This window comes from Mesorhizobium sp. C089B, assembly GCF_030323125.1.
GTDB lineage: Bacteria > Pseudomonadota > Alphaproteobacteria > Rhizobiales > Rhizobiaceae > Mesorhizobium.
Map to the genome: position 1 here is coordinate 1,032,864 of NZ_CP100469.1, position 25,190 is coordinate 1,058,053.

Annotated in this window: 23 protein-coding genes and 2 pseudogenes; 23 read left to right on the forward strand and 2 right to left on the reverse strand. The window is 62.4% G+C overall.

Features of this window, described 5'->3' with window-relative positions; genetic code table 11:
- Window positions 1–3 precede the first annotated feature (3 nt).
- From NLY44_RS05275 to NLY44_RS05355, 17 genes and pseudogenes are all read left to right on the forward strand, one after another.
- Complete coding sequence (locus tag NLY44_RS05275) at window positions 4–774, forward strand: lytic transglycosylase domain-containing protein (RefSeq protein ID WP_050588961.1); 771 nt, start codon at window positions 4–6, stop codon at window positions 772–774.
- Window positions 775–1,017: 243 nt separating this feature from the next.
- A complete protein-coding gene (locus NLY44_RS05280) occupies window positions 1,018–2,757 on the forward strand; it encodes a relaxase/mobilization nuclease domain-containing protein (RefSeq protein WP_023697513.1) in 1,740 nt (579 codons plus the stop codon).
- Window positions 2,758–2,783: 26 nt separating this feature from the next.
- On the forward strand, window positions 2,784–4,769 hold the full coding sequence (locus tag NLY44_RS05285) for a conjugal transfer protein TraG (protein WP_023690472.1): 1,986 nt from the start codon (window positions 2,784–2,786) through the stop codon (window positions 4,767–4,769).
- A 7-nt stretch (window positions 4,770–4,776) separates the two neighbouring features.
- The gene (locus NLY44_RS05290) at window positions 4,777–5,232 is read left to right on the forward strand and encodes a ribbon-helix-helix domain-containing protein (protein ID WP_023673519.1); all 456 of its coding nucleotides are present in this window, start codon (window positions 4,777–4,779) and stop codon (window positions 5,230–5,232) included.
- A gap of 356 nt (window positions 5,233–5,588) precedes the next feature.
- Entirely contained in the window at window positions 5,589–5,936 is a 348-nt protein-coding gene (locus NLY44_RS05295; protein WP_031203332.1) for a type II toxin-antitoxin system RelE/ParE family toxin, read from the forward strand.
- Window positions 5,933–6,250, forward strand: coding sequence for a helix-turn-helix domain-containing protein (locus NLY44_RS05300; protein ID WP_006338687.1), 318 nt, complete (start codon window positions 5,933–5,935; stop codon window positions 6,248–6,250). Before NLY44_RS05295 ends, NLY44_RS05300 begins: the two co-directional genes overlap by 4 nt.
- Before the next feature lie 217 nt (window positions 6,251–6,467).
- On the forward strand, window positions 6,468–7,484 hold the full coding sequence (gene trbB, locus NLY44_RS05305) for a P-type conjugative transfer ATPase TrbB (protein WP_023697514.1): 1,017 nt from the start codon (window positions 6,468–6,470) through the stop codon (window positions 7,482–7,484).
- Window positions 7,481–7,813: a TrbC/VirB2 family type IV secretion system protein gene (locus NLY44_RS05310; RefSeq protein WP_023673516.1), complete on the forward strand. Its 333-nt coding sequence runs from the start codon at window positions 7,481–7,483 to the stop codon at window positions 7,811–7,813. The genes trbB and NLY44_RS05310 overlap by 4 nt, the downstream gene beginning before the upstream one ends.
- Window positions 7,813–8,109: a VirB3 family type IV secretion system protein gene (locus NLY44_RS05315; RefSeq protein ID WP_023673515.1), complete on the forward strand. Its 297-nt coding sequence runs from the start codon at window positions 7,813–7,815 to the stop codon at window positions 8,107–8,109. The genes NLY44_RS05310 and NLY44_RS05315 overlap by 1 nt, the downstream gene beginning before the upstream one ends.
- Window positions 8,110–8,123: 14 nt before the next feature.
- Window positions 8,124–10,577 (forward strand): conjugal transfer protein TrbE, encoded by a 2,454-nt coding sequence (trbE, locus tag NLY44_RS05320; RefSeq protein ID WP_286456769.1) that lies wholly within the window; start codon window positions 8,124–8,126, stop codon window positions 10,575–10,577.
- Entirely contained in the window at window positions 10,574–11,332 is a 759-nt protein-coding gene (gene trbJ, locus NLY44_RS05325; RefSeq protein ID WP_023697516.1) for a P-type conjugative transfer protein TrbJ, read from the forward strand. The genes trbE and trbJ overlap by 4 nt, the downstream gene beginning before the upstream one ends.
- Window positions 11,333–11,342: 10 nt before the next feature.
- A complete protein-coding gene (gene trbK-alt / locus NLY44_RS05330; protein WP_023697517.1) occupies window positions 11,343–11,738 on the forward strand; it encodes a putative entry exclusion protein TrbK-alt in 396 nt (131 codons plus the stop codon).
- A 1-nt stretch (window position 11,739) separates the two neighbouring features.
- Window positions 11,740–13,101, forward strand: coding sequence for a P-type conjugative transfer protein TrbL (gene trbL, locus NLY44_RS05335; protein ID WP_023690476.1), 1,362 nt, complete (start codon window positions 11,740–11,742; stop codon window positions 13,099–13,101).
- A 2-nt stretch (window positions 13,102–13,103) separates the two neighbouring features.
- Window positions 13,104–13,786 (forward strand): annotated as a pseudogene (gene trbF, locus NLY44_RS05340) (conjugal transfer protein TrbF).
- Window positions 13,783–14,922: a P-type conjugative transfer protein TrbG gene (trbG, locus tag NLY44_RS05345; protein ID WP_023697519.1), complete on the forward strand. Its 1,140-nt coding sequence runs from the start codon at window positions 13,783–13,785 to the stop codon at window positions 14,920–14,922. The pseudogene trbF and the gene trbG overlap by 4 nt, the downstream one beginning before the upstream one ends.
- Window positions 14,919–16,186 (forward strand): annotated as a pseudogene (locus NLY44_RS05350) (TraB/TrbI/VirB10 family type IV secretion system protein). Before trbG ends, NLY44_RS05350 begins: the two are co-directional and overlap by 4 nt.
- Window positions 16,174–16,398, forward strand: a complete 225-nt coding sequence (locus NLY44_RS05355; protein ID WP_023673788.1) for a DUF2274 domain-containing protein — start codon at window positions 16,174–16,176, stop codon at window positions 16,396–16,398. The pseudogene NLY44_RS05350 and the gene NLY44_RS05355 overlap by 13 nt, the downstream one beginning before the upstream one ends.
- Before the next feature lie 44 nt (window positions 16,399–16,442).
- On the opposite strand, the gene NLY44_RS05360 is transcribed toward NLY44_RS05355, so the two are convergent.
- Both NLY44_RS05360 and NLY44_RS05365 read right to left on the reverse strand, forming a co-directional pair.
- Window positions 16,443–17,402, reverse strand: coding sequence for a LysR family transcriptional regulator (locus NLY44_RS05360; protein WP_084013102.1), 960 nt, complete (start codon window positions 17,400–17,402; stop codon window positions 16,443–16,445).
- An 11-nt stretch (window positions 17,403–17,413) separates the two neighbouring features.
- Window positions 17,414–18,409, reverse strand: a complete 996-nt coding sequence (locus NLY44_RS05365; protein ID WP_023806977.1) for a class I SAM-dependent methyltransferase — start codon at window positions 18,407–18,409, stop codon at window positions 17,414–17,416.
- A gap of 440 nt (window positions 18,410–18,849) precedes the next feature.
- Between NLY44_RS05365 and NLY44_RS05370 the strand changes: the two genes are divergently transcribed.
- The 6 genes from NLY44_RS05370 (at window position 18,850) to NLY44_RS05395 (ending at window position 24,707) form a co-directional block, all read left to right on the forward strand.
- Entirely contained in the window at window positions 18,850–19,575 is a 726-nt protein-coding gene (locus NLY44_RS05370) for a helix-turn-helix transcriptional regulator (protein ID WP_286456774.1), read from the forward strand.
- Window positions 19,576–19,681: 106 nt separating this feature from the next.
- On the forward strand, window positions 19,682–20,884 hold the full coding sequence (locus tag NLY44_RS05375; RefSeq protein WP_023806978.1) for an MFS transporter: 1,203 nt from the start codon (window positions 19,682–19,684) through the stop codon (window positions 20,882–20,884).
- Window positions 20,850–21,356, forward strand: coding sequence for a hypothetical protein (locus NLY44_RS05380; protein WP_286456775.1), 507 nt, complete (start codon window positions 20,850–20,852; stop codon window positions 21,354–21,356). Before NLY44_RS05375 ends, NLY44_RS05380 begins: the two co-directional genes overlap by 35 nt.
- An 11-nt stretch (window positions 21,357–21,367) precedes the next feature.
- Window positions 21,368–22,285: a hypothetical protein gene (locus NLY44_RS05385; protein ID WP_286456776.1), complete on the forward strand. Its 918-nt coding sequence runs from the start codon at window positions 21,368–21,370 to the stop codon at window positions 22,283–22,285.
- Between the two features lie 233 nt (window positions 22,286–22,518).
- Complete coding sequence (locus NLY44_RS05390; RefSeq protein WP_031356296.1) at window positions 22,519–23,703, forward strand: acyltransferase family protein; 1,185 nt, start codon at window positions 22,519–22,521, stop codon at window positions 23,701–23,703.
- A 125-nt stretch (window positions 23,704–23,828) separates the two neighbouring features.
- Complete coding sequence (locus NLY44_RS05395; RefSeq protein ID WP_286456777.1) at window positions 23,829–24,707, forward strand: YihY/virulence factor BrkB family protein; 879 nt, start codon at window positions 23,829–23,831, stop codon at window positions 24,705–24,707.
- The last annotated feature ends 483 nt before the right edge of the window (window positions 24,708–25,190 follow it).

Here is a 25,190-nt window from a genome sequence, read left to right on the forward strand (position 1 = left end):
ACGATGCGCGCTCGCCGTCCGTCGACGAGCCATCGCGGTGCGCCCGGGCCGCTTCGCGCTGCCTGGCGCATGGCTCTGCTCCTCCTTTGCGGCCTGTCCGTCGCGACCGTCATGCCGGCGGCAGTGGCGCAGGAAACACCTCTCACACGATCGTCGCAACGCGATCCGTTCGGCGCGCATATCGCAGAAGCCTCGCACCGCTTCGGCGTCCCGACCGCGTTGATACGCGCCATCATGCGCAAGGAGAGTGCGGGCGATATGCGTGCCGTCTCCAGCGCAGGCGCCCGCGGCTTGATGCAGATCATGCCCGGAACATGGGACTATCTGCGCGCCCGCTGGTCGCTTGGCCGCGATCCATTCGATCCCCGGGACAACATCCTGGCTGGAACGGCGTACCTGCGCGAACTGCACGATCGCTTCGGCTCTCCGGGATTTCTGGCCGCCTACAATGCGGGACCTGCACGCTACCAGGCCTACCTCACTGGGCGTCCGTTACCGGCCGAGACCCGCGCCTATGTCGCCGCATTTGCGCCCCTGATCGGTGAAAGCGAGGGTATGCGCCCTTTCGCCGTTACGTCTGTCGAGGCCATTCCCTGGAAGCGCGGCTCGCTGTTCGTCGGTCAGCCGGATCGCAAACAAGCTGTCGCTCGGGTGCCAACCGAGCGACCACCAAATGACGCGAGCTCTGCGCCCACCGTGCGCGATGTGTCCGCCATCGTGCCGCTGTCCGAAGGCCTCTTCGTGGCGCGAGCGGGCGAAGGGATACAGCCATGAGCGCACATGGGCGTCTTTGCGCAACCGCAAGCTCCAGCGCACCATGGCGTGGGTGGAGGCGGAAAATGTGCAGAACAACCGAAGGATGGCGAGATAAAAGGCCGCGAGGTGCGGCGTCGATCGGTTGTGCTGTTTCAAGAGGTTATGTGGCATTTCCGCGAGGTGCGAACAAGTGGCGCACCTCGCCGGAACACCGTTTCACCTGTGATTTCGGTGCCTTGAGACGATGTGCGGATCTTCACGATGACTGACGAGGATGGTTTCCGCATCCGGCCCGGCCGCATCCGCTCGCCCAGTGCCCAGCGCGCCAGGCCCTTCATCGCGCAGGCGCTTGCCGCCGCCCGGAAGGCCGGCGCCCGCATCTCTCGCTCCGGCCGGATCAGCCCGGGCAATCGCTCGACCTTCGGGCGTGGCCGCTCGGCGAGCGTGCGCGCCAATCGTCTCCTCACCGGCCGCTCGCGAGCCGTGATCATCAAGACACGGCTGGTGCGCCATCACGCGCGCGGCGCCCCGCTTGCCGCTCATCTCACCTATCTGCGCCGCGAGGGCGTCACCCGGGACGGGGAGAAGGCAAGGCTGTTCGGGCCGGAGGACGGGGAGGTGGATGGCGGTGCTTTTGCCGAGCGGTGCGGCGATGATCGGCACCACTTCCGTTTCATCGTCTCGCCGGAAGATGCCGTCGACATGGCGGACCTCAAATCCTTCGCCCGCGATCTGATGGGTCAGATGGAAAAGGACCTCGGCACGAAACTGGATTGGGCTGGCGTCGATCACTGGAACACCGACAATCCGCACCTTCACATCATCCTGCGCGGCCGCACTGATGACGGGCAGGATCTCGTGATCTCCCGCGATTACATCAAGGAGGGAATGCGCGCCCGCGCCGCCGACCTCGTTACCCAGGAGCTCGGCCCGCGCACCGATCTCGACATCCGCCGCAATCTGCAGCGTCAGGTCGAGGCCGAACGTTGGACCCAGCTTGACCGGCAGCTTGTTCGCGATTGCCGCGACACAGGCGTTGTCGATCTTGCGTCCCCGGCGAGCGCTCAGCCCGATGAGTATCACGTGCTGAAGGTCGGGCGGGCGCGCAAGCTCGAAACGCTTGGCCTTGCCGAACAGGTCGGCCCAGGCCAATGGAGGATCGACGAAAAGGCCGAGGCGACGCTGCGCGAGCTTGGCGAACGCGGTGACATCATCAAGCGGATGCACCGCGCCCTGACAGAACAGGGCATCGAGCGCGGGTCGGCGACCTATGTGCTCGCGGCGGAGCGCCTCGACACGCCAATCGTCGGTCGGCTGGTCGACCGTGGTCTCGATGACGAGTTGAAGGGCAGTGCCTACGCCGTGATCGATGGCACCGACGGCCGCACCCATCACATCAAGCTGTCCGATCTCGATGCCGCCGGCGACAGCGCTCCGGGTTCCATCGTTGAGCTGCGCAAGTTCCATGACGCGCAGGGACATGGGCGCGCAGCACTCGCTGTCCGTTCCGATCTCGATATTGAGCGGCAGGTTACCGCCGCCGGCGCCACCTGGCTCGATCGCCAGAACATCGCCCGCGAACCGACTGCGTTGTCGGAAGGCGGCTTCGGCGCCGAGGTGCGGCAGGCGATGCAGCTCCGTGCCGACCACCTCGTCCAACGGGGCCTCGGCGAGCGGCATGGCCAACGCACAACCTTCACCCGCAACCTGATAGACACGCTGCGTCGCTGCGAGTTGGAGGCGCTCGGCGAAAAGCTCTCGGCCGAAACCGGCCAGCCGTTCAACCGCGTTCGCAGTGGTGAGTTTGTGGCCGGTTCCTACCGGCAACGTTTCACGCTCGCCTCCGGCCGCTTCGCCATGATCGATGACGGCCTCGGTTTCCAACTGGTGCCTTGGACGCCGTCCCTGGAAAAACATCTTGGCAGCCACGTCTCTGGCGTCGCTCGCAATGACGACGGCATCGACTGGAGTTTTGGCCGCAAGCGAGGCCTCGGCATCTAGTCTCAATTTGAAGAAAGGACTGCAGCATGTCCGCCACCAAAATTCTCTGGGGCCAGATCCTCGCCGTCTTGATGATCGTACTGTTCACGACCTGGGGCGCGACGGAGTGGGTGGCCTGGCGCCTGGCATTCCAGCCCGAGCTGGGCAGGCCATGGTTCCGTGTCCTGGGCTTTCCGTTCTACCTTCCGCCGTCATTCTTCTGGTGGTGGTATGGCTTCGATGCCTACGCGCCGTCGATCTTCGTAGAGGGAGCCTTTATCGCGGCTTTCGGCGGTTTCGCCTGCGTCGCCGTCGCCATCGGCATGTCGGTCTGGCGGGCTCGAGAGGCCAAGAAGGTCGAGACCTACGGCTCCGCCCGCTGGGCCGACAAGCAGGAGGTCAAGGCAACGGGCCTTCTCGGCTCCGATGGGGTGGTGCTTGGGCGCTTTGACGGCGCCTATCTGCGCCACGATGGACCGGAGCATGTGCTGTGCTTTGCGCCCACACGTTCGGGCAAGGGTGTCGGCCTGGTCGTCCCGTCGCTGCTGACCTGGCCGAGCTCCGCCGTCGTTCACGATATCAAGGGCGAAAACTGGCAACTCACCGCGGGCTTCCGCGCCATGCATGGGCGGGTCCTGCTGTTCGATCCCACCAATCCCAAATCCTCATCCTACAACCCGCTGCTCGAGGTGCGTCGCGGCGAATGGGAAGTCCGCGACGTTCAAAACATCGCCGACATCCTGGTCGATCCCGAAGGCTCGCTCGAGAGGCGAAACCATTGGGAGAAGACCAGCCATGCCCTGCTGGTCGGCGCGATCCTGCACGTCCTCTACGCCGAGCCGGTCAAGACGCTTGCCGGCGTCGCCGGATTCCTCTCCGATCCAAAGCGTCCGATCGAATCGACGTTGTCCGCGATGATGAAAACCGCGCATCTGGGGCAGGCTGGTCCGCACCCGGTCATCGCCAGCGCCGCGCGAGAGCTCTTGAACAAATCAGACAACGAACGCTCCGGCGTGCTGTCCACCGCCATGTCATTTCTTGGCCTCTATCGCGATCCTGTCGTGGCAGAGGTCACGCGCCGCTGCGACTGGCGCATCAGCGACCTTATCGACGACGAGCATCCGACGACACTCTACCTCGTCGTGCCGCCGTCCGACATCAATCGGACCAAGCCGCTCATTCGCCTGATCCTCAATCAGATCGGCCGCCGCTTGACTGAAGATCTGCAGGTCAGGGCGAAAGGGCACCGGCTGCTCCTGATGCTCGACGAGTTCCCGGCGCTTGGCCGCCTCGATTTTTTCGAATCGGCGCTCGCCTTCATGGCCGGCTACGGGCTGAAAAGCTTCCTGATCGCTCAATCCCTCAACCAGATCGAGAGGGCGTACGGCGCCAACAATTCGATCCTCGACAACTGTCATGTCCGGGTAAGCTTTGCCACCAATGACGAGCGCACCGCCAAGCGCGTGTCCGACGCGCTGGGAACAGCGACCGAGATGAGGGCCATGAGGAACTATGCCGGCCACCGGCTGTCTCCGTGGCTCGGTCATCTCATGGTCTCCCGCTCGGAGACGGCTCGCCCGCTGCTCACGCCGGGTGAAGTCATGCAGCTGCCGGCGACCGACGAGATCGTCATGGTCGCGGGTGCGCCGCCGATCCGCGCCAAAAAGGCGCGCTATCATGAGGATGCTCGCTTCCGGGAACGTATCCTGCCGCCGCCGCTGCTGAGGGCGGCGGCGGAGGAGGGGAGGCCGGACGACTGGACGAACCTGCCTCTGCCTTCTCGTCCGCAGATTGCTGAAGCCATGTCGGCGCCGTTGGCCACGGATGACGACACAACTGATTCCGAGCGTCGTCGGCAACCCGAGCTCAGTCGCGTCGAGCAGGTCGTGAAGCCTTCGACCGAGAACGAATTCGAGATCGATCACCTGGATGACGTGGAGGACGAGGTTGCCCGCAACCGTCGACTGACGCGCCTGATGCAGGGCGTTGCGCGGCAGGCGTCGCTCGACCCCGGCGACGGCGTGGATATGTGAGGCTCCCATGGTAAAGCCACCTCGCAAGCAACGCCTGTCCGTCTATCTCGATCCGAAGGTCATGAGCAGGCTGGCCGAACATGCGGCGCGCCGTGATTTTTCACGGTCGCTCGTCGCGGAGGCGGCAATCGAGTCGTTCCTCTCACCCGATGCCGCCGAGCGGCAGGAGGCGGCGATCACCAAGCGGCTTGACCAGCTGGACCGCCGTATGACGCGCCAGGAGCGCGATGTCGCGATTGCCGTGGAGACGCTCGCTGTTTTCGTCCGCTTCTGGCTGGCGACAACGCCGGCTTTGCCCGAGCCCGCGGCACAGGCAGCCCACTCCAAGGCTGGCGAGCGCTATGATGCCTTCGTCACCGCGCTCGGCCGGCGCCTGGCGAGAGGTCCAAAGCTTCGGCAGGAGATCTCCGAGGACATCGATGGCGGTCTGGACACACACCAGCCCGGCACGCCCGCGCGCTGAACGGACTGGCGGACCGAGATTTTGCAAGCATCGATATGTCAAGCATATCAAAGTATTGTAACGATATGTTGTCATGGAACTCGCGTTGCCAACCTGTCGGGGGGTTTGGCAGACAAGAGCTAGACAGCCGCAGGGCAGGGTCGCTGATACGGGAACCATGTTGGGCGCGAAATCCGCAATTCAAGATCCGTGATTGCATGAGGGACCACGCCTTTATGAGCTTCTAGAAAAAGCAGCCGTCTGAGCCGAACCAGTTATCTCAGTGGCTAGGCGGTGTCAGGATCTTTTCGTTGAAAATTATAGTCTGTATGCTATAAGGCAAAGGGCGAATGAAAAACCAAAAGCTCACGGTATGGATGGGATCGTCGAAGGATGACCTGCGCGAGTTTCCGGTCGATGTTCGCCGGTTGATGGGTGTCGCAATCAACGACGCCCAGAATGGTGAGGAGCACCCGGCTGTCAAAGCCCTGAAAGGGTTTGGGGGCCGCAGCATCCTCGAGGTGGTCGACGACTTCGACGGAGATACCTACCGCGCCGTCTACACCGTCCGCTTCGCTGGCGTGATCTACGTCCTTCATTGCTTCCAGAAGAAGTCGAAGAGGGGCAGGGAGACACCCAAGCATGAAATCGATCTCGTCACAGTACGATTGAAGGCGGCCGAGGCGCACTATCGTGAAAACTATGGGAAAGGAACAAAGTCATGACGGAAGACATCACCGCCGAAGTGAGCAGCGGCAACGTGTTTGCGGACCTCGGCTTTGACAATCCCGAAGAGGAATTGCTCAAGGCCAAGCTGGCCCGCGAGATCCGCGCCATTATCAAGCGCCGGCGCCTGACCCAGGCGAAGTCGGCTGAACTGCTCGGAATGAAACAGCCCGACGTCTCCGCGATCGCCACAGGGCGAACGGGTAAGTTTTCAATAGACAGGCTGGTTCGCTGTCTGGACCGGCTCGACTACAAGGTCGACGTGGTGGTTCGCCACAAGCCTCGACGGTCAACTCGTGCTGAAGCCGCGTGATCTGACGGCTTTACCGACGAGCGCACAATTGACGGCGAGCGCCGCCCTTGCCTGAAGATCGCCGGCCTTGATCACAGGTCGGCACCGCCAATCTCCTGTATTTGCACGCTACGCCACTACGCCTCGATATAGGTGTTGAAACCACTCGAGATGCGGCTCTCTTAATCATCCCCGTCCAGGGGCCGTCCATGTTCCCCCGGATCGAAACGGGGACAGGATGGCAGCTTCGCCTCACAATTCAGAAGGTCTGGCGCGCGGCGCACGCATGCTGCGCACAGCGCTCGGACCTGCGATCGCGCGCTATCTCGACGACGCCGGCATCGTCGAAGTGATGCTTAATCCCGATGGACGTTTGTGGATCGACCGCCTGTCCGAGGGGTTGTCCGACACAGGAGAGCGTTTGTCAGCAGCGGACGGCGAGCGCATCGTTCGCCTCGTCGCTCATCATGTCGGTGCCGAAGTCCATGCCGGCGCCCCACGTGTCTCGGCCGAGCTGCCCGAGACGGGGGAGCGGTTCGAAGGGCTTCTTCCTCCCGTCGTCGCGGCGCCCGCCTTCGCGATCCGCAAGCCCGCCGTCGCCATCTTCACCCTCGAAGATTATGTCGCGACCGGAATCATGTCGGCGCAGCAGGTGGACGCGCTGCGCCAGGGCGTTGCCAACCGCGCGAACATCCTCATTGCAGGCGGCACCTCCACGGGCAAGACCACGCTGATCAACGCGCTGTTGGCCGAGGTGGCCAAGACCGTCGATCGCGTCGTGATCATCGAGGATACGCGGGAACTGCAATGCGCAGCGCCGAATCTCGTGGCGATGCGAACGAAAGACGGTGTCGCGTCGCTCTCCGATCTTGTTCGCTCATCGCTGCGCCTGCGCCCCGACCGCATTCCAGTCGGAGAGGTGCGCGGGGCCGAGGCGCTCGAACTGCTCAAGGCCTGGGGCACCGGCCACCCCGGCGGCCTTGGCACGATCCACGCCGGCAGCGCCATAGGTGCGCTCCGAAGGATGGAGCAGCTGATCCAGGAAGCCGTGGTCACGGTTCCACGCGCGCTGATCGCCGAGACGATCGACCTGGTTGCCGTCCTTTCCGGCCGCGGCTCAGCCCGCCGACTGTCCGAACTCGCCCGTGTCGATGGCCTGAGCCCGGACGGCGATTACCGGGTCGCGCCAGCCGTCCTCGAGGGCGACGACAGCCCGACCTTGCTCATCCAAAGCCCTGAAGGAGAAATTCCATGATCCAACGCCTGCGCCTCGCGCGCCATCGTCTCGCCATGACCGTCTCCGGTGCCACGCTTATCCTGGTGATGGCCGCGCCCGCTTATGCCTCCGGCTCGTCAATGCCGTGGGAACAGCCGCTGCAACAGATCCTCCAATCGATCGAAGGTCCGGTCGCCAAGATCATGGCGGTGATCATTATCATCGTAACCGGCCTGACGCTCGCCTTCGGCGACACGTCTGGCGGCTTCCGCCGGCTCATCCAGATCGTGTTCGGCCTGTCCATCGCTTTCGCGGCGTCGAGCTTCTTCCTGTCGTTCTTCTCGTTCGGCGGCGGAGCGCTGGTCTGATGGCGGGCGCTGTCGAACAGGGCGGCCCAATGCCGGATTATACAGTGCCCGGCTATACGGTCCTTGTACACCGCGCGCTGACGGAGCCGATCCTGCTCGGTGGCGCCCCGCGCGCCATTGCGATCATGAACGGGACGCTCGCGGGCGCCGTGGGGCTGGGGCTGCGTCTGTGGCTCGTCGGCATCGCCATCTGGGCGATCGGCCATGTTGCCGCAGTCTGGGCGGCCAAGCGCGATCCGCTTTTCGCCGACGTCGTTCGCCGGCACCTGCGCATACCCGCGCATCTCACGGTCTAAGCGAGGTCGCACCTATGATGAACCTTGCCGAATATCGCAACCGCAGCAGCCGGCTCGCCGACTTCCTGCCCTGGGCGGCATTGGTCGGCGCTGGAATCGTCCTCAACAAGGACGGCAGCTTCCAGCGCACCGCGCGTTTTCGCGGTCCCGATCTCGACAGCGCCGTGCCGGCCGAACTGGTCGCCGTCGCCGGCCGGCTCAACAATGCCTTCCGCCGCCTCGGCTCCGGCTGGGCGATCTTCGTCGAGGCACAGCGCCATGCCTCGACGCGCTATCCCGACAGCAGCTTTCCGGATGCGGCCTCGACGCTGGTCGATGCGGAGCGCAAGGCGGGCTTCGAGGAGGCCGGCGCGCATTTCGAGTCCAGCTACTTCCTGACGCTCACCTATCTTGCGCCCGCCGAAGACACCGCCCGCGCGGAAAGCTGGCTCTACGAAGGGCGGGAGAAGAAGGGCCTCGACCCCAATGAGGTGCTGACCGGGTTCACTGACCGCAGCGACCGCGTCCTGCGCCTAGTCGAAGCCTTCATGCCGGAGTGCCGCTGGCTCGATGACGCCGAGACGCTGACCTATCTGCATGGCTGCGTCTCGACCAATCGCCACCGTGTCCGCGTTCCCGAAACGCCGATGTATCTCGATGTCCTGCTGGCCGACCAGCCGCTGACCGGCGGGCTTGAGCCGCGGCTTGGCGCGTTGCATCTGCGCATTCTCACGGTCACGGGGTTCCCGACCGCGACCACGCCGGGTCTGCTCGACGAGCTGAACCGGCTGGCCTTCCCGTATCGCTGGTCGACACGCGCGATCCTGCTCGACAAGACTGATGCGACCCGGCTGCTGACAAAGATCCGGCGTCAATGGTTCGCCAAGCGCAAATCGGTCGCCGCGATCCTCAAGGAGGTGATGACCAACGAGGCGTCCGTCCTCGTGGACACCGACGCCGCAAACAAGGCCGCTGATGCCGACATGGCGCTCCAGGAGCTCGGCGCCGACTATGCGGGCATGGCTTATGTCACCGCGACGGTGACTGTTTGGGACGATGATCCTGGCATCGCCGACGAGAAACTGCGCCGGGTCGAAAAGGTCATCCAGGGCCGCGATTTCACGGCAATTATCGAAACCATCAACGCCGTCGACGCCTGGCTCGGCAGCCTGCCGGGTCACGTTTACGCCAACGTCCGTCAACCTCCCATCTCCACCCTCAATCTCGCCCACATCATTCCGCTTTCCGCGGTGTGGGCGGGCGAGGTGCGGGACGAGCATCTTGCAGCGCCCCCTCTGCTTTTCGGCAAGACCGAAGGCTCGACCCCGTTCCGGCTTTCGCTTCATGTCGGCGACGTCGGCCACACGCTGATCGTCGGCCCGACAGGCGCGGGCAAGTCCGTGCTCTTGGCGCTGATGGCGCTGCAGTTCCGCCGCTATGCGGGGTCACAGGTATTTGCCTTCGATTTCGGCGGCTCGATCCGCGCGGCGGCACTCGCCATGGGCGGCGACTGGCATGATCTCGGCGGCGATCTCAGCGATGGAGCGTCCGATAGCGTCAGTCTTCAGCCGTTCGCGCGCATTCACGATGTCCCCGAGCGCGCCTGGGCCGCCGACTGGATCGTGGCGATCCTGACGCGTGAGAATGTGACGATCACGCCTGAGATCAAGGAGCATATCTGGACGGCGTTGAGTTCTCTGGCGTCCGCGCCTGTCGAGGAGCGCACCATCACCGGCCTGGTCGTGCTGCTGCAATCAAACGATCTCAAGCAGGCATTACGTCCCTATTGCGTCGGAGGTCCCTATGGCCGCCTGCTCGATGCCGAGCACGAGCATATCGGATCGGCGTCGGTCCAGGCATTCGAAACCGAGGGGCTGATCGGAACAGGTGCCGCGCCCGCCGTCCTGTCCTATCTCTTCCATCGCATCGAGGACCGGCTCGATGGCTCGCCAACCCTTCTCATCATCGACGAAGGCTGGCTTGTGCTGGACGATGAGGGCTTTGCCGGCCAGCTCCGCGAATGGCTAAAGACGCTGCGCAAGAAGAACGCCAGCGTCATCTTCGCCACGCAGTCGCTCAGCGACATTGACGGCTCGGCAATCGCGCCCGCGATCATCGAGAGCTGCCAGACCCGGCTTCTCCTGCCGAACGAGCGCGCCATCGAGCCGCAGATCACGGCGATCTATCGTCGATTCGGCCTCAACGATCGGCAGATCGAGATCATCGCGCGGGCGATGCCAAAGCGCGACTATTACTGCCAGTCCCGACGCGGCAACCGGCTGTTCGAGCTCGGTCTGTCGGATGTGGCACTCGCGCTCTGCGCTGTATCCGCGAAGACCGACCAGGCCGCGATCGCCAGCATCGTCGCCGAGCATGGCCGCGACGGGTTCCTCGCTGCCTGGCTCACCCACCGTGGCGTCGGCTGGGCCGCTGAACTCGTTCCCGCCCTAACCAGCCCCGCCCTCACCAACAAGGAGAAGTCCCCATGAAACAACGCCGTTCCCTTGGCATGCGGTTCGCCGCCGCACTGCTTGTCGCTCCTGCCGCGCTCTCGCCGATGCTGGCGACGCCGGCACAGGCCTTGATCGTTTTCGATCCCTCGAACTATTCGCAAAACGTCCTGACGGCAGCGCGCTCGCTCGAACAGATCACCAACCAGATCACCTCGCTTCAGAACGAAGCGCAGATGCTCATCAACCAGGCCCGCAATCTCGCGAGCCTGCCGTTCTCCTCTCTGCAACAACTCCAGCAGTCCGTGCAGCGTACGCAGCAACTGCTCGGTCAGGCGCAGAACGTTGCCTATGACGTCCAGCAGATCGATCAGGCTTTCCAGCAGAAATACGGCAACGTCTCGCTGTCGGCTTCGGATCAGCAACTCGTCGCCGACGCGCGCTCGCGCTGGGGCAACACGGTTGGTGGCCTTCAGGACGCTATGCGTGTGCAGGCGGGCGTCGTCGGCAACATCGACACCAATCGCAGTGAGATGTCGGCGTTGGTCGGCCAGAGCCAGGGTGCGACCGGCGCGCTTCAGGCAACACAGGCCGGCAACCAGCTCCTCGCGCTCCAAGTGCAGCAGCTCGCCGATCTCACCGCTGTCGTCGCCGCGAACGGTCGGGCGCAGGCGTTGCAATCGGCCGAACAGGCCACCGCCGTCGACCAGGGCCGAGAGCAGCGCCGGCGCTTCCTGACGCAGGGCTCGGGCTACCAGCCCGGCAGTGCGCAGATGTTCTATGGCAAGAACTGAGGTCGGCGCGATGGAAGGCAAGCTCCTCGCTCGTGTCAGTGCGGTCATCTTCATCGCGGTCGCTTTGACAGTGACCGCGATCGAGATGAGCAGCAAGGACGATGAGCCTGACGCCCTTGGGACACGGGACCGTTCCACCGCGTCACAAGACCCGCTCGCGTTCGAATTGCGCCGCTGTTCCGGGATCGGCGAGGCCGGTCCTCGCGATCCCGGTTGTCTGAAAGCGTGGGCAGAGAGCCGGCGCCGGTTTCTCGCTCCAGGTGACTCGGCAACGGCGCCTGCTGCCGTTGCCCCGAAAACGTTATTCCCTGATGTGCCGGCGTCAGCCGACCGGAAAGGAGGGACGCGGATGGATGTGACCACTCCCGCGATGCAGGTCGAGCCTCCTCGGCCGGAGGCTCGCTGACATGGGCGGCATGGGCGTCATCGACCATTTCCTCGAAGTCTTCACGCGCTACATCGACAGCGGCTTCGGCCTGCTCGGCGGGGAGGTCGGCTTTATCGCCACAACCCTGATCGTCATCGACGTGACGTTGGCTGCGCTCTTCTGGTCCTGGGGTGCGGACGACGACATCATGGCGCGCCTCGTCAAGAAGACCCTATTCGTCGGCGTCTTCGCCTATCTCATCTCCAACTGGAACAATCTCGCCCGCATCGTCTTTGAAAGCTTCGCCGGGCTTGGCCTGAAGGCCTCGGGTACGGGTTTTACCGTCAACGATCTCATGCGCCCGGGCAAGGTGGCGCAGACCGGGCTCGATGCCGGCCGGCCGTTGCTGGACTCGATCTCGAACCTGATGGGCTATTGGTCCTTCTTCGAGAACTTCATCCAGATCGCCTGCATGTTCTTCGCCTGGGCGCTGGTGCTGCTGGCCTTCTTCATCCTGGCAATCCAGCTTTTCGTCACGCTGATCGAATTCAAGCTGACCACGCTCGCCGGTTTCGTGCTCATTCCCTTCGGTCTGTTCGGCAAATCCGCCTTCATGGCCGAGCGGGTGCTTGGCAACGTCATCTCGTCCGGCATCAAGGTGCTGGTGCTCGCCGTCATCATCGGCATCGGCTCAACGCTCTTTTCCGAGTTCACCGCGGGGTTCAGCGGCAACACGCCGTCGATCGACGATGCCATGGCGATCGTGCTGGCCGCGTTGTCGCTGCTCGGCCTTGGCATATTTGGACCTGGCATTGCCAACGGCCTCGTCTCCGGCGGCCCGCAACTCGGCGCGGGTGCTGCGGTCGGCGCTGGGCTCGCCGTCGGAGGCATGGCAGCAGTCGGCACTGCGGCCGGCGGCGCAGTCGTGTCTGGAGGCGCGGCTGTCAGTGGCGGTGCTGCAGCGGCGGCCCGTGGCGGTGCCGCCATGGCGGGCAGGGCGTCCACAGCCTACGGCCTCAGCGCGGCCGGAGAGTCTGGCTTTTCTGGCGTCGCATCCGGGCTCGGCGGTGTCATCAGAGCCGGCGCCCAAGGTGCCATCTCACCGCTCAAGCGTGCGGCCAATAATGCGGCAGGCAGCATGAAGCACAGCTACCAGTCGGGCGCTCGCGCTGCCTTCGAGACGACGGGCGGGTCATCCACGGCTGGCACAATCGGCGCGAACGCGCCCGAAGCCGGCTCCGCACCCGTCGCGTCCTCCGCAACCGAAAGTCAGCCAGCCTGGGCGAAGCGCATGAAGCGCTCGCAACAGATGACCCATGGCGTCCAGGCCGCCGCCCACGCCGTTCGCAGTGGCGACAGCCATGGCGGCGGCTCCTCGATCAACCTCTCTGAAAGTGACTGAGCATGTTCAAACGACCGTCCACGCACTACGGCAAGTCCCACAACCCGAGACCCCCTACCAACGCGCTGCTCAGCTCTGGGACGAGCGCATCGGTTCGGCTCGCGTGCAGGCGCGCAACTGGCGCACCATGGCCTTCGGTTGCCTGGCGCTCGCCGCGGGGTTCTCGGCCGCGCTCATCTGGCAATCCGCCAAAGGCTCGATCGTGCCTTGGGTGGTGCAGGTCGATCGTCTCGGCCAGGCGCAGGCTGTGGGACCTGCGGTCGGCGACTATCAGCCGAACGATCCGCAGATTGCCTTCTACCTGGCGCACTTCATCGAACAGGTGAGGTCGATCCCCGCCGATCCGGTCATCGTGCGGCAGAACTGGCTGCGCGCCTACGACTTCGCGACGCAGGGCGGGGCGCTGGCTCTCAACGACTATGCGCGCGCCAATGACCCGTTCACCAAGGTCGGCAAGCAGCAGGTCGCCGTCGATGTGTCGTCGGTCATCCGCGCATCGCCGGTGAGCTTCCGAATCGCCTGGGTCGAACGCCGCTATCAGGACGGCTCACTGGCTTCCACGGAGCGCTGGTCCGCCATCCTCACCATTGTCGTCCAGCCCCCGCGCGACGCTGATGCGCTGAGGAAGAACCCGCTTGGAATCTACATCAACGCCATCAACTGGTCGAAGGAGCTTGGACAATGATGCCCGTACTCTGCAAAGCCGCCCCCTGGGGGCGTCCGGTTTTCCTCATCCACGCAATGCCGGCCTTCCGCAAAATGGCCCTTCCAGCGCTTTTGCTTTGCACTTCGGCGCTTGCGGGCTGCGCCACCAGGCAGAAGCCGCCGGAGATTTCCTATGACGATCCGGTCCCGGCCGTGCATGCCGTCGATCCGCCACCGCCCGTCAAGGTGGTGGAGCTGTCGAAGCCGCTGCCGCTTCCAGGCCAGTTGAAGCCGGTCGGCAAGGCCGCAAAGCCCGACCCGGAACCGACCGATCCGACCGCGCGCGTGAACTTGGCCAATGCGGCCGCGCGCGTCCAGCCTGTCCGCAACGGCTTCATCAACTCGATGCAGGTCTATCCATTCGTCGATGGCGCGCTCTATCAGGTCTATGCCTCGCCGGGGCAGATCACCGACATCGCGCTCCAGCCCGGCGAGCAGCTCGTCGGTTCCGGTCCCGTCGCCGCCGGCGACACCGTGCGCTGGATCATCGGCGATACCGAGAGCGGTACGGGCGCGGCCAAGCAGGTCCACATACTCGTCAAGCCGACGCGCGCCGACCTTCTCACCAATCTCGTCATCAATACCGATCGGCGTACCTATCACATGGAACTGCGCTCGACGCCGTCGACCTATATGGCGTCGGTTTCCTGGCAATACCCGCAGGACCAACTCATCGCCTTGCGCAGGCAGAACCAGCAAGCTGAGGCTGCACAGCCGGTCTCGACAGGCATCGATCTTTCTCGCGTCAATTTCCGCTACGAGGTGACGGGCGATCGCGCACCGTGGCGGCCGCTGCGCGCCTTCGACGATGGCAAGCAGGTGTTCATCGAGTTCCCGCGGGGCATCGGCCAGGGTGAGATGCCGCCACTCTTCGTGGTAGGGCCGGAAGGCGACACGTCCGAGCTGGTCAACTATCGCGTGCGCGGCAACTACATGATCGTCGACCGGATGTTTGCCGCCGCCGAGTTGCGCCTCGGCGCCGGCAAGAACCAGAGGCGCGTCCGCGTCTCCCGCACCGATGGGGTAAGGAGCAGTCGATTTTCATGGATGCATGGCCCTGGTGAGACCCCGCCAGCGACGAACCTCCGAACAGGCAGGGGAGGGTCGTCATCATGAGCGACAAAATGGATCCCGGGAAGAAAGAAGGCCGGGGGCCGGCGAATGACGCCCGGCCGGAGGCACCGGTCGAGGATGACGCCCGGCCGTTGACAGGTGAGCCGGCCGCGGCCATGCGGCTGCGCGCCGAGCCGTCGCGCGTGACGCGTCTGTCCGCAAGGCGTTGGCCGGATTGGGGCTCGCCGCTAGCCTCGCTGTCGGCGGTGCGCTGATTTACGCGCTTCAGAACCGTCAGCAAGGCCAGGGTCAGGAGCTCTATTCAACCGATAATCGTTCGACGCCCGATGGGCTCGCCGGTCTGCCAAAGGACTATACGGGCGTTCCAAAGCTTGGCCCACCGCTTCCCGGCGATCTCGGCCGCCCGATCCTCAACGCGCAGAATGGCGGCCCGGCGAACGGAGCGCCGTCGTCGGGCTCGGTCGGACCGGATCCAGAGGAACAGCGCCGGGAGCAGGAACTGGAGGCGGCGAGGACCGCGCGTCTGTTCGCGTCCACGCAAACGCGGCCCGCTAGTGACGCGACTGTCGCTCGAGCCACGACAGACACCATGCCACAAACCGATCTCGCCAACCTTGGCCTCGCGCCGCAGTCAGCGACGCCCTCGGCGCAAGACCGCCAACTTGCGTTCCTCGACCAGCCGCCTGACAAGCGCACCGTCTCGTCGGATCGTGTTGCGGCGCCGGCGTCGAAAAACGTCCTGCAGGCGGGCGCCGTCATCGCAGCTGCCCTCATCACTGGCATTCGCTCAGACCTGCCCGGTCAGATTACCGCGCAGGTGACGGAGAATGTCTATGACAGCCCCACCGGACATATCCGTCTCATTCCGCAGGGGACGCGCCTCATCGGCCAGTATGACAATGGGGTCGGCTTCGGCCAGCGTCGCGTGTTGCTGGTATGGACCAGGCTGATTTTTCCTGACGGCCGCTCCATCGTTCTGGAACGTGAGCCTGGCGCGGACGCTGAGGGCTATGCCGGTCTCGAGGACGGCGTCGACTATCACTGGGGCGAGTTGTTCAAGGCTGCAGCACTTTCCACGGTTCAGAGCATCGGCGCGCAAGCAGGCTCATCGGGCCAGGAGAGCGACATCATGCGCGCTCTTCGCCAGGGTGCTTCCGACAGCATCAGCCAGACAGGCCAGCAGATCGTCCAGCGGCAGCTCAACATAGCGCCGACGCTCACCATCCGACCGGGATTCCCGGTGCGGGTGATCGTCACACGCGATCTCGTGCTCGAACCTTATGGGGGGCTGAAATGGCCAAGCTGAAACTGGGGCCAATCGCTGACGACAAGCCTGTCAAGGTCATGGTGGAACTCCCTGCGGCACTGCACCGTGATCTGACGGCTTATGCCGAGATCCTCGGCCGCGAAGCGGGGCAACGGCCCGCCGATGCGCCGCGCCTCATCGTTGCGATGCTGGAGCGGTTCATTGCGACGGATCGAGGCTTTGCCAGGGCAAAGCGTTCGGAGGGTGGTTAGAGGCTGGACGACTGAAGTCAAACCGGGTCAGTCGCACCTCCCAGTCATGGCGTGACTTCAGAAATCGCGCCGCGGCGTCCCGAACTTCCTCCATTGACAGGGGTAGGCCCGGGTCGCGTTGCGGCCACCAGGTTTCTTGCGGTCCCAACCAGGCGCAGAAGCGCACGCTTTGGGTTCGATTCCAGCCACACCGCCTTAATCGAACTGATGCTGTGCTGACCGTCGATGGGTTTCCATACTGTAGCGTCGATGGCGACTGTCCTGGCAAAACCTTCGCCCGCCAGAGTAACGCCTTGACCGAGTTGCACCTTGAGGATGACCGTCGCTTCGCTCGCGCGACATATTTGAATAGCGGGGCCACCACCTGCGGCAATCTTTTCCAACAAAACCGGATCCAGCGGCGATCCGACCGAAACCAGCAGGCAGGTATCTGCAAGATCTGCCCATGTGACCGCAGACCTTTCAGCAAGCGGATGGTAACAGGGCAGGAGAATGAACAAGCGCTCGTGTCCAAATAGCTCGCTGCGGCATAAGGCGCCGTTCTCGAGCCCGTGCGTGAACACGATGTCAAGGCGCCGGCGACGTATTGCCGCCAGACACTGATCATGGGGAACGTCCTCGATGGCGATGCTCACGTCCGGATGCAAGCCGCGAAATCGATCGACAAGCCGCGCCACGAACGCCCGTCCTATCTGACCGCACAACCCTATCTTGACTGTTTTGGCATCCTGGTCGCCAGGACCACCTCCGGCCATGGCATCTTGCAACCCTTCATAATGAGCCCGGACGAGGTTAGTCCAGGCCCGGCCTGCTTCGGTCAGCCGAACGCCATGGACGTCGCGGTCAAACAACTGCATGTCCAGCAATTGTTCGAGAGCAACGATGTTGCGGCTGACACAGGATTCCCTCACCCTGAGAACTCTTGCGGCCTGCCTGAGGCTGCCATGGTCGACAGCCGCGAAGACATGGTCCAAACGACGCAACGTGTTGTTGACCTGTCTCAAGGCACAGGAGCCTATTCCTGCGCGGCGGCGACGCTAACCGGCAGGGTCGGATACAAGCTGATTTCGTAGACGTACTCGTGCGGAATGGCCGGAGCGGCCATCTGGGAAAGGTATCGGTTCAGGTTTTCCTCGCTATTGCTCGCCGCGAGACTACAGAAATTTCCGCTGTTCCAGGTCAGGGCGCAGTAGCTGAAATGCGCGCGTATGGCGTCAGCCATCTTTGCCAAAGTCACCTCATTGCCGAACATCGTATTCAGAACGAGGGTTTGCTTTTTCTCGATTTCGTCTGGGGGAAAATAGCGCGCCTTGAAGCCGAAATCCTTCTGGTATTCGCGACGCCTGTAGTCCGGCTCCTCGGTTGCCCGGAACTTCTCGACGAAGACGAAGATTCCGTCCGGCTTGAGGTGCTGTGTCACGAACTCGATCTGTCCCACTCTGTTCGGCGAGTACATCTGAAAGGTCGTATCTTCCAGAATGATATCGAAACCGTGGGCGAAATTTGCCAGTCGCGGATCCGAGCCCAGGACGTCCTTTGTCAAATGATGGAAGGGACCAATGAAAAAGTCGGCGTGCGGTGGTTGGCCATAAGCCATGAAGCATTTGTAATTCTCCGCGTTCGGGCTGCACGACAGTGAGCGTACCTGCCCATCGGACAGTTCCGACAGTGTCCTCGCCATCGTGCCTTCCGCTGTTCCAAGGCTATATAGCGAAAGCGGACCACCACGATGCCGTGCGTATTTCAGCACTGCGTAGGCCATCCGGCACTCTTCCTCTAATCTGTAGGGAATGCTGCCGTGATAGTGCTGGTCGAAAAAACCTTGTCGTGCCGCATGCAGGCTGACCAAGCCGTGCAGCAGTTCATCGCTCGGCAGAAGGCGGGCGTCCGCGACGGGCTTGCGGATTGGCATCCCGCTCTTGCCAGCGGCGGTCGCGGCGAAAAAGCCGGCTAGTCGGTTGATCCGTGGGCCAGCGTCGCACTCAGCCAGAAAGTCGTCGAGTCCACGCATCGCAGTATGCCTCCAGCACCGTTCCGTTGGTGAGATGCCGATACGTCGATAGGGGAAATGCCACTAAGATAAGTGGGGTCTAATATTTCGCCTGGCTCAAGTATTGGCTGAGCCAACTCGTAGGCCTGCCGGATACAGACGGCTTTCGCTCGTTTGCCATTTTTTCGCTAAAGTCACATCTTCTACCAATCCAGAGTTATTTGCGCGTTGTTCAGCAACCAATGGTTCGCCACATCATGCGACGACTGGCCACTCGCCAGTAAGGAGGCTGTGGATACGTGAATACTCTTGCCCTCGACCCGACCGAGAATCGCCGCTCACGGCACCAATCCCTTGCCCACAAGTATGAGAGTTGGGGGAGCGTGCGGGCGGACGTAGTCAAAAGAACCGGGCTTGAGCGTCAGGAGACAAGGCTCCTCCAGCCAAACCATGTGTTCTTGATGAACCTGAAGGGCACGGCGTCCCGCGGAGAAGACATTGTGGATGGGCGCCGGATTGCCTTTTTGCCGCGCCGGGCCGGTTCGATAATCTTCATGCCGGCCGGCAGTGATTGGAATGGATGGGACGAGGGGGAAGCGACCGCTTCCTATCTCCTGGTCTCGATTGAAAAAGGGTTCGCCGACGAGGTGTTTGCGGGAATGGCTCGCCATCGCCCGGCAGTGCTGCCGCCTTCGATCGGGTTTCGGGACGGCACTGCAGAGTTGGCGTTGCAGAGGATTGCTTTGGAGCTCAAGCAGCCTGACCCCATCAGCGCAACCATGGTGGAGTGCCAGGCCACGCAATTGCTCGGCCAAATGTTAAGGTTGAACGGCGTCCATCAGGAGCCGGCAAAAGGCGGTTTGTCATCGTTCGATCTCAAGCGGGCAGTGGACATGATCGAGACGTTGTCGGACGGCAGACCTACGCTGGCCGATCTGGCAAAAGAAATTGGGGTTAGCCGGTTCCATTTCTGGAGGGCCTTCAAGCAGTCGACAGGCATGACGCCGCACGCATTCATTGCGCAGCGACGGTTGGAGCAGTCCGCGGACATGCTGCGATCGACCAATCTGTCGGCGACGGAAATCGCGATGGAATGTGGTTTCGGCAGCTCCAGCCATTTCGCGACCGCCTTTAAGCGGGCTTTCGGTGCGGGCCCGACGGAATTTCGTCGTAAGTGGCGAATCTAGGTCGCCGCTTGTTGTTCTCAGCAAGTATCGGAAAACCCCAACATCGCAGTAAAGCAGGCTTGGCGGAAGAAGGTATCCATCGGCGGTCAGCTCGGATACGCCGCTCATGTCAAACCTGGTTCGAAATCATCATGCCAAAGGGCGGGCCGGCCGGTCCAATCCGTGCCTCGGATTCCTGGCCAGCACGCTATCGGCGGCCGTTGCCCGAAACGGCTTCTACATCGCCTCCGCCTGGATTGTCGTCGAGCGAGGATACGGAACCGCCGGCGTCGCGACGTTCCTTGCGATCGTCAGCGTTGTCGAATTCATCGCGAGCCCTTTGGCCGGCGTAGCGGCGGATCGATTTGACAGGCGGTGCTTGAACGTTGCGGCAGACCTCAGCCGCTTTCTCGTTATGCTGGCTACCGCTTGCGCGCTCCTCTACATGGACGTGTTTCTGATCATCTGTCTGTCAGCGGCCCTCTTTTCGTTTTGCGACCGTGTCGCCCTTACGAGCTCTCAATCAATGATCCCCGTGATAGCTGACGGCCGCGATCTTGTAGCCTCGAATTCCGCCGTCTTCTTCGTCATGCAGGTCGGCAATCTCGGCGCAGCTCTGCTTGCAGGGGCTTTGCTGCATGAGCGCTCCCCAGCCCTACCATTCACCGTTCTTGCTGCTTTCTTCCTGTTTTCAGCGGGTTGCCTAGCCTTGATGCGGCTGCAACCGGTTTCGCTCGATGTCCGCACCGCCAAAATCTCGGCAGCCCAAATCGATCTGAGCCTGCGCCGTCTCATTGTCGTCTACGCGCTTCTCTATACAAGCGCGGTGCTTGTCAGCGTCGTGGGATCTAGCTTCGTCCAGGAGCAGAAGGGTACTGCCGTGGATTTCGGCTACCTCGAGGCTGCATGGTCGGCGGGCTCACTGATCGGTGCGGTCTCTCTATTCCGGATTGAAAGATCGATGAGCACTCATGCGCTCCATCTCATGCTTTTGGGCTTAACGGCGCTGGTACTCATGGCGCTGGCATTTCTGCCCACGCCCTGGACAGTGATCCTTTTTGCCGCGCTCGGATTTATATACAATCTTGGACGCGTCAGCGTTGAAGTCACATTGCAGACGCGTGTGTCGGATTATCTGTTGGGCCGGGCAAAAGGCATCATGCATAGTGTGGCCGTGGTGCTCGGATTACTCGTGTTCGGCATCGCCGCCGCAGTAGGAAATCGAGCATTTCCTTCGACGATTTTCTTCAGCTTTGGCGTAGCGCTCCTCATCAGTGTTTCGTGTTTGAGCGTCAGTGTCGTTCAGACGCAAGAAAAAGGTGAATCGTGAGGTGGAAGAGCTAACAGCAGGCGTAGATGCGAAACAGGCAGTCCTGGGGTCGCTGACGGCACTCTACCCCTGGATGAGCCCATACCATTCCCGGCCGATCCGCGATTATGCGTTTCGCCTGTTTACGGCGCCGGCTTCGGTTCCCATGCCAGAAATCCGGCTCCGAGCCTTCACCAAACTACTCGACATCATCAGGAAGGCAGCGACACGAAACGGGTTGTCTGCCGATACCGCCTCAGAAATCTGCAGGGATTTCGAAAGGCGCCGCGTGTTGCAGACAGGCCCTCATTTGTTTCTCCTCATGGAGCCAGAAGCCTATTACACGCATATCTTCAGCCTCCTTGGTCTCTCGGCGCACGGGTGTTCGACCTACGTTTCCTACGCCGTTTCGACGGTGAATCTCGTCGAAAAGCCACGCAAGGGCCAGGCTGGCTCACCGTTGACGGGAAGCCGGTCAACGTCTTTGGCCTGAGCCGAAGCCGGATGATCGGGTACAGCCTGCTAGCCGGGCGGGGACCCTATAAGTTCGAGTTGTTACCGACGGAACCAAACACTGGGGGCGACGCGCTCACGCTGCTTCGTGCCCTTCTGCCGAAGACGCAATTCGAGCGGCCCGCGCATGCCATCAAGGCAGCCAATCTTACGCTTTGGCCAAAAATGTTCGGAGGCCACTTTTCCTTCCTGCAGATCGACGACGAGGACATCGCCGACCTGGTGGCCGACCATCTGTCGGACGAAAATTCCTGGCTACACATGAGACTGCTGGAAGACCCGAAGTTCGCCTCCAATATCCTTGCCGGCCTCGACGCGATCGCGTCCGGCCCCTGGAGTGGCTGGCTCGCGCGCGGTACCGATTTCTTCTGGTTCTATGAAAATGGCAAACGCCTTCCGCTGCGTCTGGTCGCCGGAGAACTCATCGATCCCGCGACCGGTATGAAGGTGGCGTGCTTCACAGCCCCCGATATCCTTGAGCGGCTGGCAAATCGCAGCCTTGTCCCGAATCTCCTGCTGATGTTTCTGGTTTTGTCGATCCTGCCCGGCGTGCGCGCGCTTGGAGGCAGCTATCAGCCGATCTATTACCCCCTGATGCGCTATGTCGTCTCCCGGGCGCTCGAGGCCACAGGCGTGGATGAAGATCTTCAGCAGGCTCTCGCAAGCGACGACGTACCGGGTGCTTGGGGACATCGGGTAATTGAGTGTGATGATGATCCGCTCGAGGTATTCCTGAAGGGCAGGAACGGCGCGATGAGTGATCTCATCGGCCGTTTGGGCGACATTTCCTTCGCCGAGGCTTGTGGAAGCATGAAAGGCTTCGTGACAGACCCGTCGTGGAATGAACTTCACAGCCGACTGCGGCAGGGGTTGGTCACGCCGTCCGATGCGGAATGGGCCTTTTCCTGAAATGTTTTATGCGCTTCCGCAACTGGCATGCGTGTGCCGGTTTGCGAACGGTTGCTTCGCGCCTGATTTCGGTCGTTCGGGACGCGCTGACGGTTTCCTGAAAAGGTGCCTGTCCGTTCAGCCTATTGTCTGGCGAGGAGATCGGCACAATTCGGCATCCGCCATCGTAGCCGTAATTCGTCATCTCTCACCGGGTTGACAATCGCTCCTCAGGCGCCATGCTGCAGTGCAACATGGCTAGCTACGAAACCAGCATCATCAAGTCGTCGCGCATCGTATGCCTGGACGGGCTTCGCGCGCTTGCGGCGATCTGGGTGCTGGTCGGGCACTGCCTGCTTTTGACCGGCTGGCAAATTCCGATCGTCGGCGAGCCGGATCTCGGCGTCGACCTGTTCATCATGCTGTCCGGCTTCCTGATGGTGTTCCACTATCAGCTGCGCCAGGAAAAGGAGCCTTGGCAAAGATCGGCAACCTGGCTCAAATTCTGGACGCGCCGCTATTTCAGGATCGCGCCGCTGTTCTATGTCATGCTTTTCCTGGCGCTGGCGCTTGGCCCCTATCTCTACGATTGCAGGATCATCATCGACGATTTCCTCTCCAGATCGCACCAGGCGCCGGAACGCTACCTCGACGGCAGCCTGAAAAACATCGTTGTCCATCTCACGTTCCTGTTTGGGCTGGTGCCGGACCTCGCCTATCGCACGCCGCTGCCTGACTGGAGCCTGGGGCTGGAGATGCAGTTCTATGCCGTGTTCCCGGCCGTCATGCTGCTGGTGCGCAGGCTGGACTGGATCAGGAGCGCCCTTGTGGTCGCGGCGGCCGGCTGCGTCATCGTGTTTGCGATGCGGCTGTTGTCGATCCATTTTCCGATGCCGTCCTTTCTGCCGCTGAAGATACAGATATTCCTGTGCGGGATGCTGCTGGCCGGAGTCGTGCATCAGAGCCGACCGAGGCCGTTCCTCTATCTGGCATTGGCCATGCTTTTGGCGGCGCTGCCCTTTGGCGGCGACCAGGGGCTGGGCAAGCTTCTGGTGCGTGAAGCGCTTGTGGCGGGCTTCTTTGCGCTGGTTCTCTACCGCATGCTGCCTGGAAGGGCGGGAATGTTGGCGCGAGCGATCGCCGTGACGCTCAGCAACCGGTTCTTCCACCTGATGGGCGAGCTTTCCTTCAGCATCTACCTGAGCCATCTGCTGGTGCTGCAGCCCGTCGCGGCGTTCGTCATCAGTGAGTTCGGCCACGAACTGTCGGCGCCGCTGCGCTTCGCCATCGTCGTTGCCGTTGTGCTGCCGACGGTGACGTTGCTGTCCTGGATCACCTACACTCTGATCGAGGTCCCCGGCCAGAAGGCGGGCCGCTTCGTTGTCCAGCGCTTTGGCCGGAAAATTGCGCCGGTGCTCGAGAAGACCCCGGCGGAGTAGGGCGCCAAGCGCGGCGCATAACCACTGACGTTGCCTGCTCCCCCTGAGGGCGTTAGTAGCCCGCAACCGGAACATCACATGTGCTGGTGCATTGCTAGTGAACGCCAATTCGACTGGGGCGAAAAATGCATCGCGGGATCACAAATGCATGGGCAATGGTGCGAGAAGCCGTCGTTGGGTTCGTCAACGACAATGCTCTCAGCCATGGCGCGGCAATCGCTTTTTATGCCACAACATCGTTGGCGCCAATTCTGCTCATCGTGGTTGCAATTGCGGGTCTCGCATTCGGTCACGAGGCAGCCCAAGCGGCATTGTCCGCCCAAATCACAGGGATGATGGGTACAGAAAGCGCAAATATCCTGCAAACCGCACTGAAGAGCGCATCCGAAAAGCCATCCGGCGGCACCTGGGCGGCGGTGATTGGCATCATCACCTTGCTTGTGAGCGCTTCCGGGGTCTTCGGCGAAATACAGCAGTCCTTGAACATGATATGGAAGGTCGAAGCGCAGGGCAGTTCGTTGTCGCGCCTGGTGCGCGCACGTGCGGTAAGTCTGGGACTGGTCACCGCACTTGGCTTCATGTTGCTCGTCTCTCTAGTCGCGAGCGCGGCGATTTCGGCCCTAGGCAACCTCATCAACGCACAGCTGCCGTTCGGGACACTTGTCCTGGCCGTTATCAACGCGGTCGTTTCTTTTGTCCTCCTAGCAGCTATTTTCGCCGCTATCTTCAAGATCTTGCCTGATCGAACCCTGGAATGGCGGGATGTCTGGATTGGCGCGGTTGTAACCGCTGCCCTGTTCACGCTCGGGAAATCGCTTATCGGTTGGTATATAGGCTCCAGCGCGGTCGCGGCCTCATATGGGGCCGCCGGTGGGCTGCTTGTCATCCTGCTGTGGGCTTACTACTCGGCGGAAATTTTTCTTTTTGGTGCGGAAATCACTCGCGCCTATTCCATTCGACACGGCAGCAGGTCCGATCTGGACGCTGTGCTTCACAGTGCTTGACTTGCAACATACGCCACTAACGATGAAATCGACTAGGCGCGCGGCGCGCCGGCTGGCTGCCTTCGCGACGCCACCCGCATCATCACCCGTCGGCGCCGACCGCATCACCGAGCAGGGCACGCGAGCTGGATACGGTCGACGCCATATGATGAGTGCACGGGTCGCTGGTGGGTCAAACCATCGCGGTCACAGTTTGAGTTGGTTGGGAAGACGCGGTTCAGCGGCGACGCGGACGGCGCTTGCGTATCGGCTTTGATCTCGCGCGCCTGCCGTCCGGCGCCTTCTTGGCGGCAGCGGAGCGGTATAGGTTCATGAGGTCAATCAGGAGCCGAACAATGGCAATTGCAGTTGCAGCATCGAGCCAGCCCGCAATGCTGTTGAGCATCGGGATTGTTCTCCAAGCTTACGACGTGAAAGCGGTCGAAGGACCTTGGCGGCAGTGCAACTCTTCGCCTAGGCAGGGAGTGCCACCTAATCGTTGTG

Coding starts and splice junctions, on each gene's coding strand:
- NLY44_RS05275 (WP_050588961.1), top strand. CDS start 4: ATGCGCGCTCGCCGTCCGTCGACGAGCCATCGCGGTGCGCCCGGGCCG.
- NLY44_RS05280 (WP_023697513.1), top strand. CDS start 1,018: ATGACTGACGAGGATGGTTTCCGCATCCGGCCCGGCCGCATCCGCTCG.
- NLY44_RS05285 (WP_023690472.1), top strand. CDS start 2,784: ATGTCCGCCACCAAAATTCTCTGGGGCCAGATCCTCGCCGTCTTGATG.
- NLY44_RS05290 (WP_023673519.1), top strand. CDS start 4,777: ATGGTAAAGCCACCTCGCAAGCAACGCCTGTCCGTCTATCTCGATCCG.
- NLY44_RS05295 (WP_031203332.1), top strand. CDS start 5,589: ATGGGATCGTCGAAGGATGACCTGCGCGAGTTTCCGGTCGATGTTCGC.
- NLY44_RS05300 (WP_006338687.1), top strand. CDS start 5,933: ATGACGGAAGACATCACCGCCGAAGTGAGCAGCGGCAACGTGTTTGCG.
- trbB (WP_023697514.1), top strand. CDS start 6,468: ATGGCAGCTTCGCCTCACAATTCAGAAGGTCTGGCGCGCGGCGCACGC.
- NLY44_RS05310 (WP_023673516.1), top strand. CDS start 7,481: ATGATCCAACGCCTGCGCCTCGCGCGCCATCGTCTCGCCATGACCGTC.
- NLY44_RS05315 (WP_023673515.1), top strand. CDS start 7,813: ATGGCGGGCGCTGTCGAACAGGGCGGCCCAATGCCGGATTATACAGTG.
- trbE (WP_286456769.1), top strand. CDS start 8,124: ATGATGAACCTTGCCGAATATCGCAACCGCAGCAGCCGGCTCGCCGAC.
- trbJ (WP_023697516.1), top strand. CDS start 10,574: ATGAAACAACGCCGTTCCCTTGGCATGCGGTTCGCCGCCGCACTGCTT.
- trbK-alt (WP_023697517.1), top strand. CDS start 11,343: ATGGAAGGCAAGCTCCTCGCTCGTGTCAGTGCGGTCATCTTCATCGCG.
- trbL (WP_023690476.1), top strand. CDS start 11,740: ATGGGCGGCATGGGCGTCATCGACCATTTCCTCGAAGTCTTCACGCGC.
- trbG (WP_023697519.1), top strand. CDS start 13,783: ATGATGCCCGTACTCTGCAAAGCCGCCCCCTGGGGGCGTCCGGTTTTC.
- NLY44_RS05355 (WP_023673788.1), top strand. CDS start 16,174: ATGGCCAAGCTGAAACTGGGGCCAATCGCTGACGACAAGCCTGTCAAG.
- NLY44_RS05365 (WP_023806977.1), bottom strand. CDS start 18,409: ATGCGTGGACTCGACGACTTTCTGGCTGAGTGCGACGCTGGCCCACGG.
- NLY44_RS05370 (WP_286456774.1), top strand. CDS start 18,850: ATGAACCTGAAGGGCACGGCGTCCCGCGGAGAAGACATTGTGGATGGG.
- NLY44_RS05375 (WP_023806978.1), top strand. CDS start 19,682: ATGTCAAACCTGGTTCGAAATCATCATGCCAAAGGGCGGGCCGGCCGG.
- NLY44_RS05385 (WP_286456776.1), top strand. CDS start 21,368: ATGATCGGGTACAGCCTGCTAGCCGGGCGGGGACCCTATAAGTTCGAG.
- NLY44_RS05390 (WP_031356296.1), top strand. CDS start 22,519: ATGGCTAGCTACGAAACCAGCATCATCAAGTCGTCGCGCATCGTATGC.
- NLY44_RS05395 (WP_286456777.1), top strand. CDS start 23,829: ATGCATCGCGGGATCACAAATGCATGGGCAATGGTGCGAGAAGCCGTC.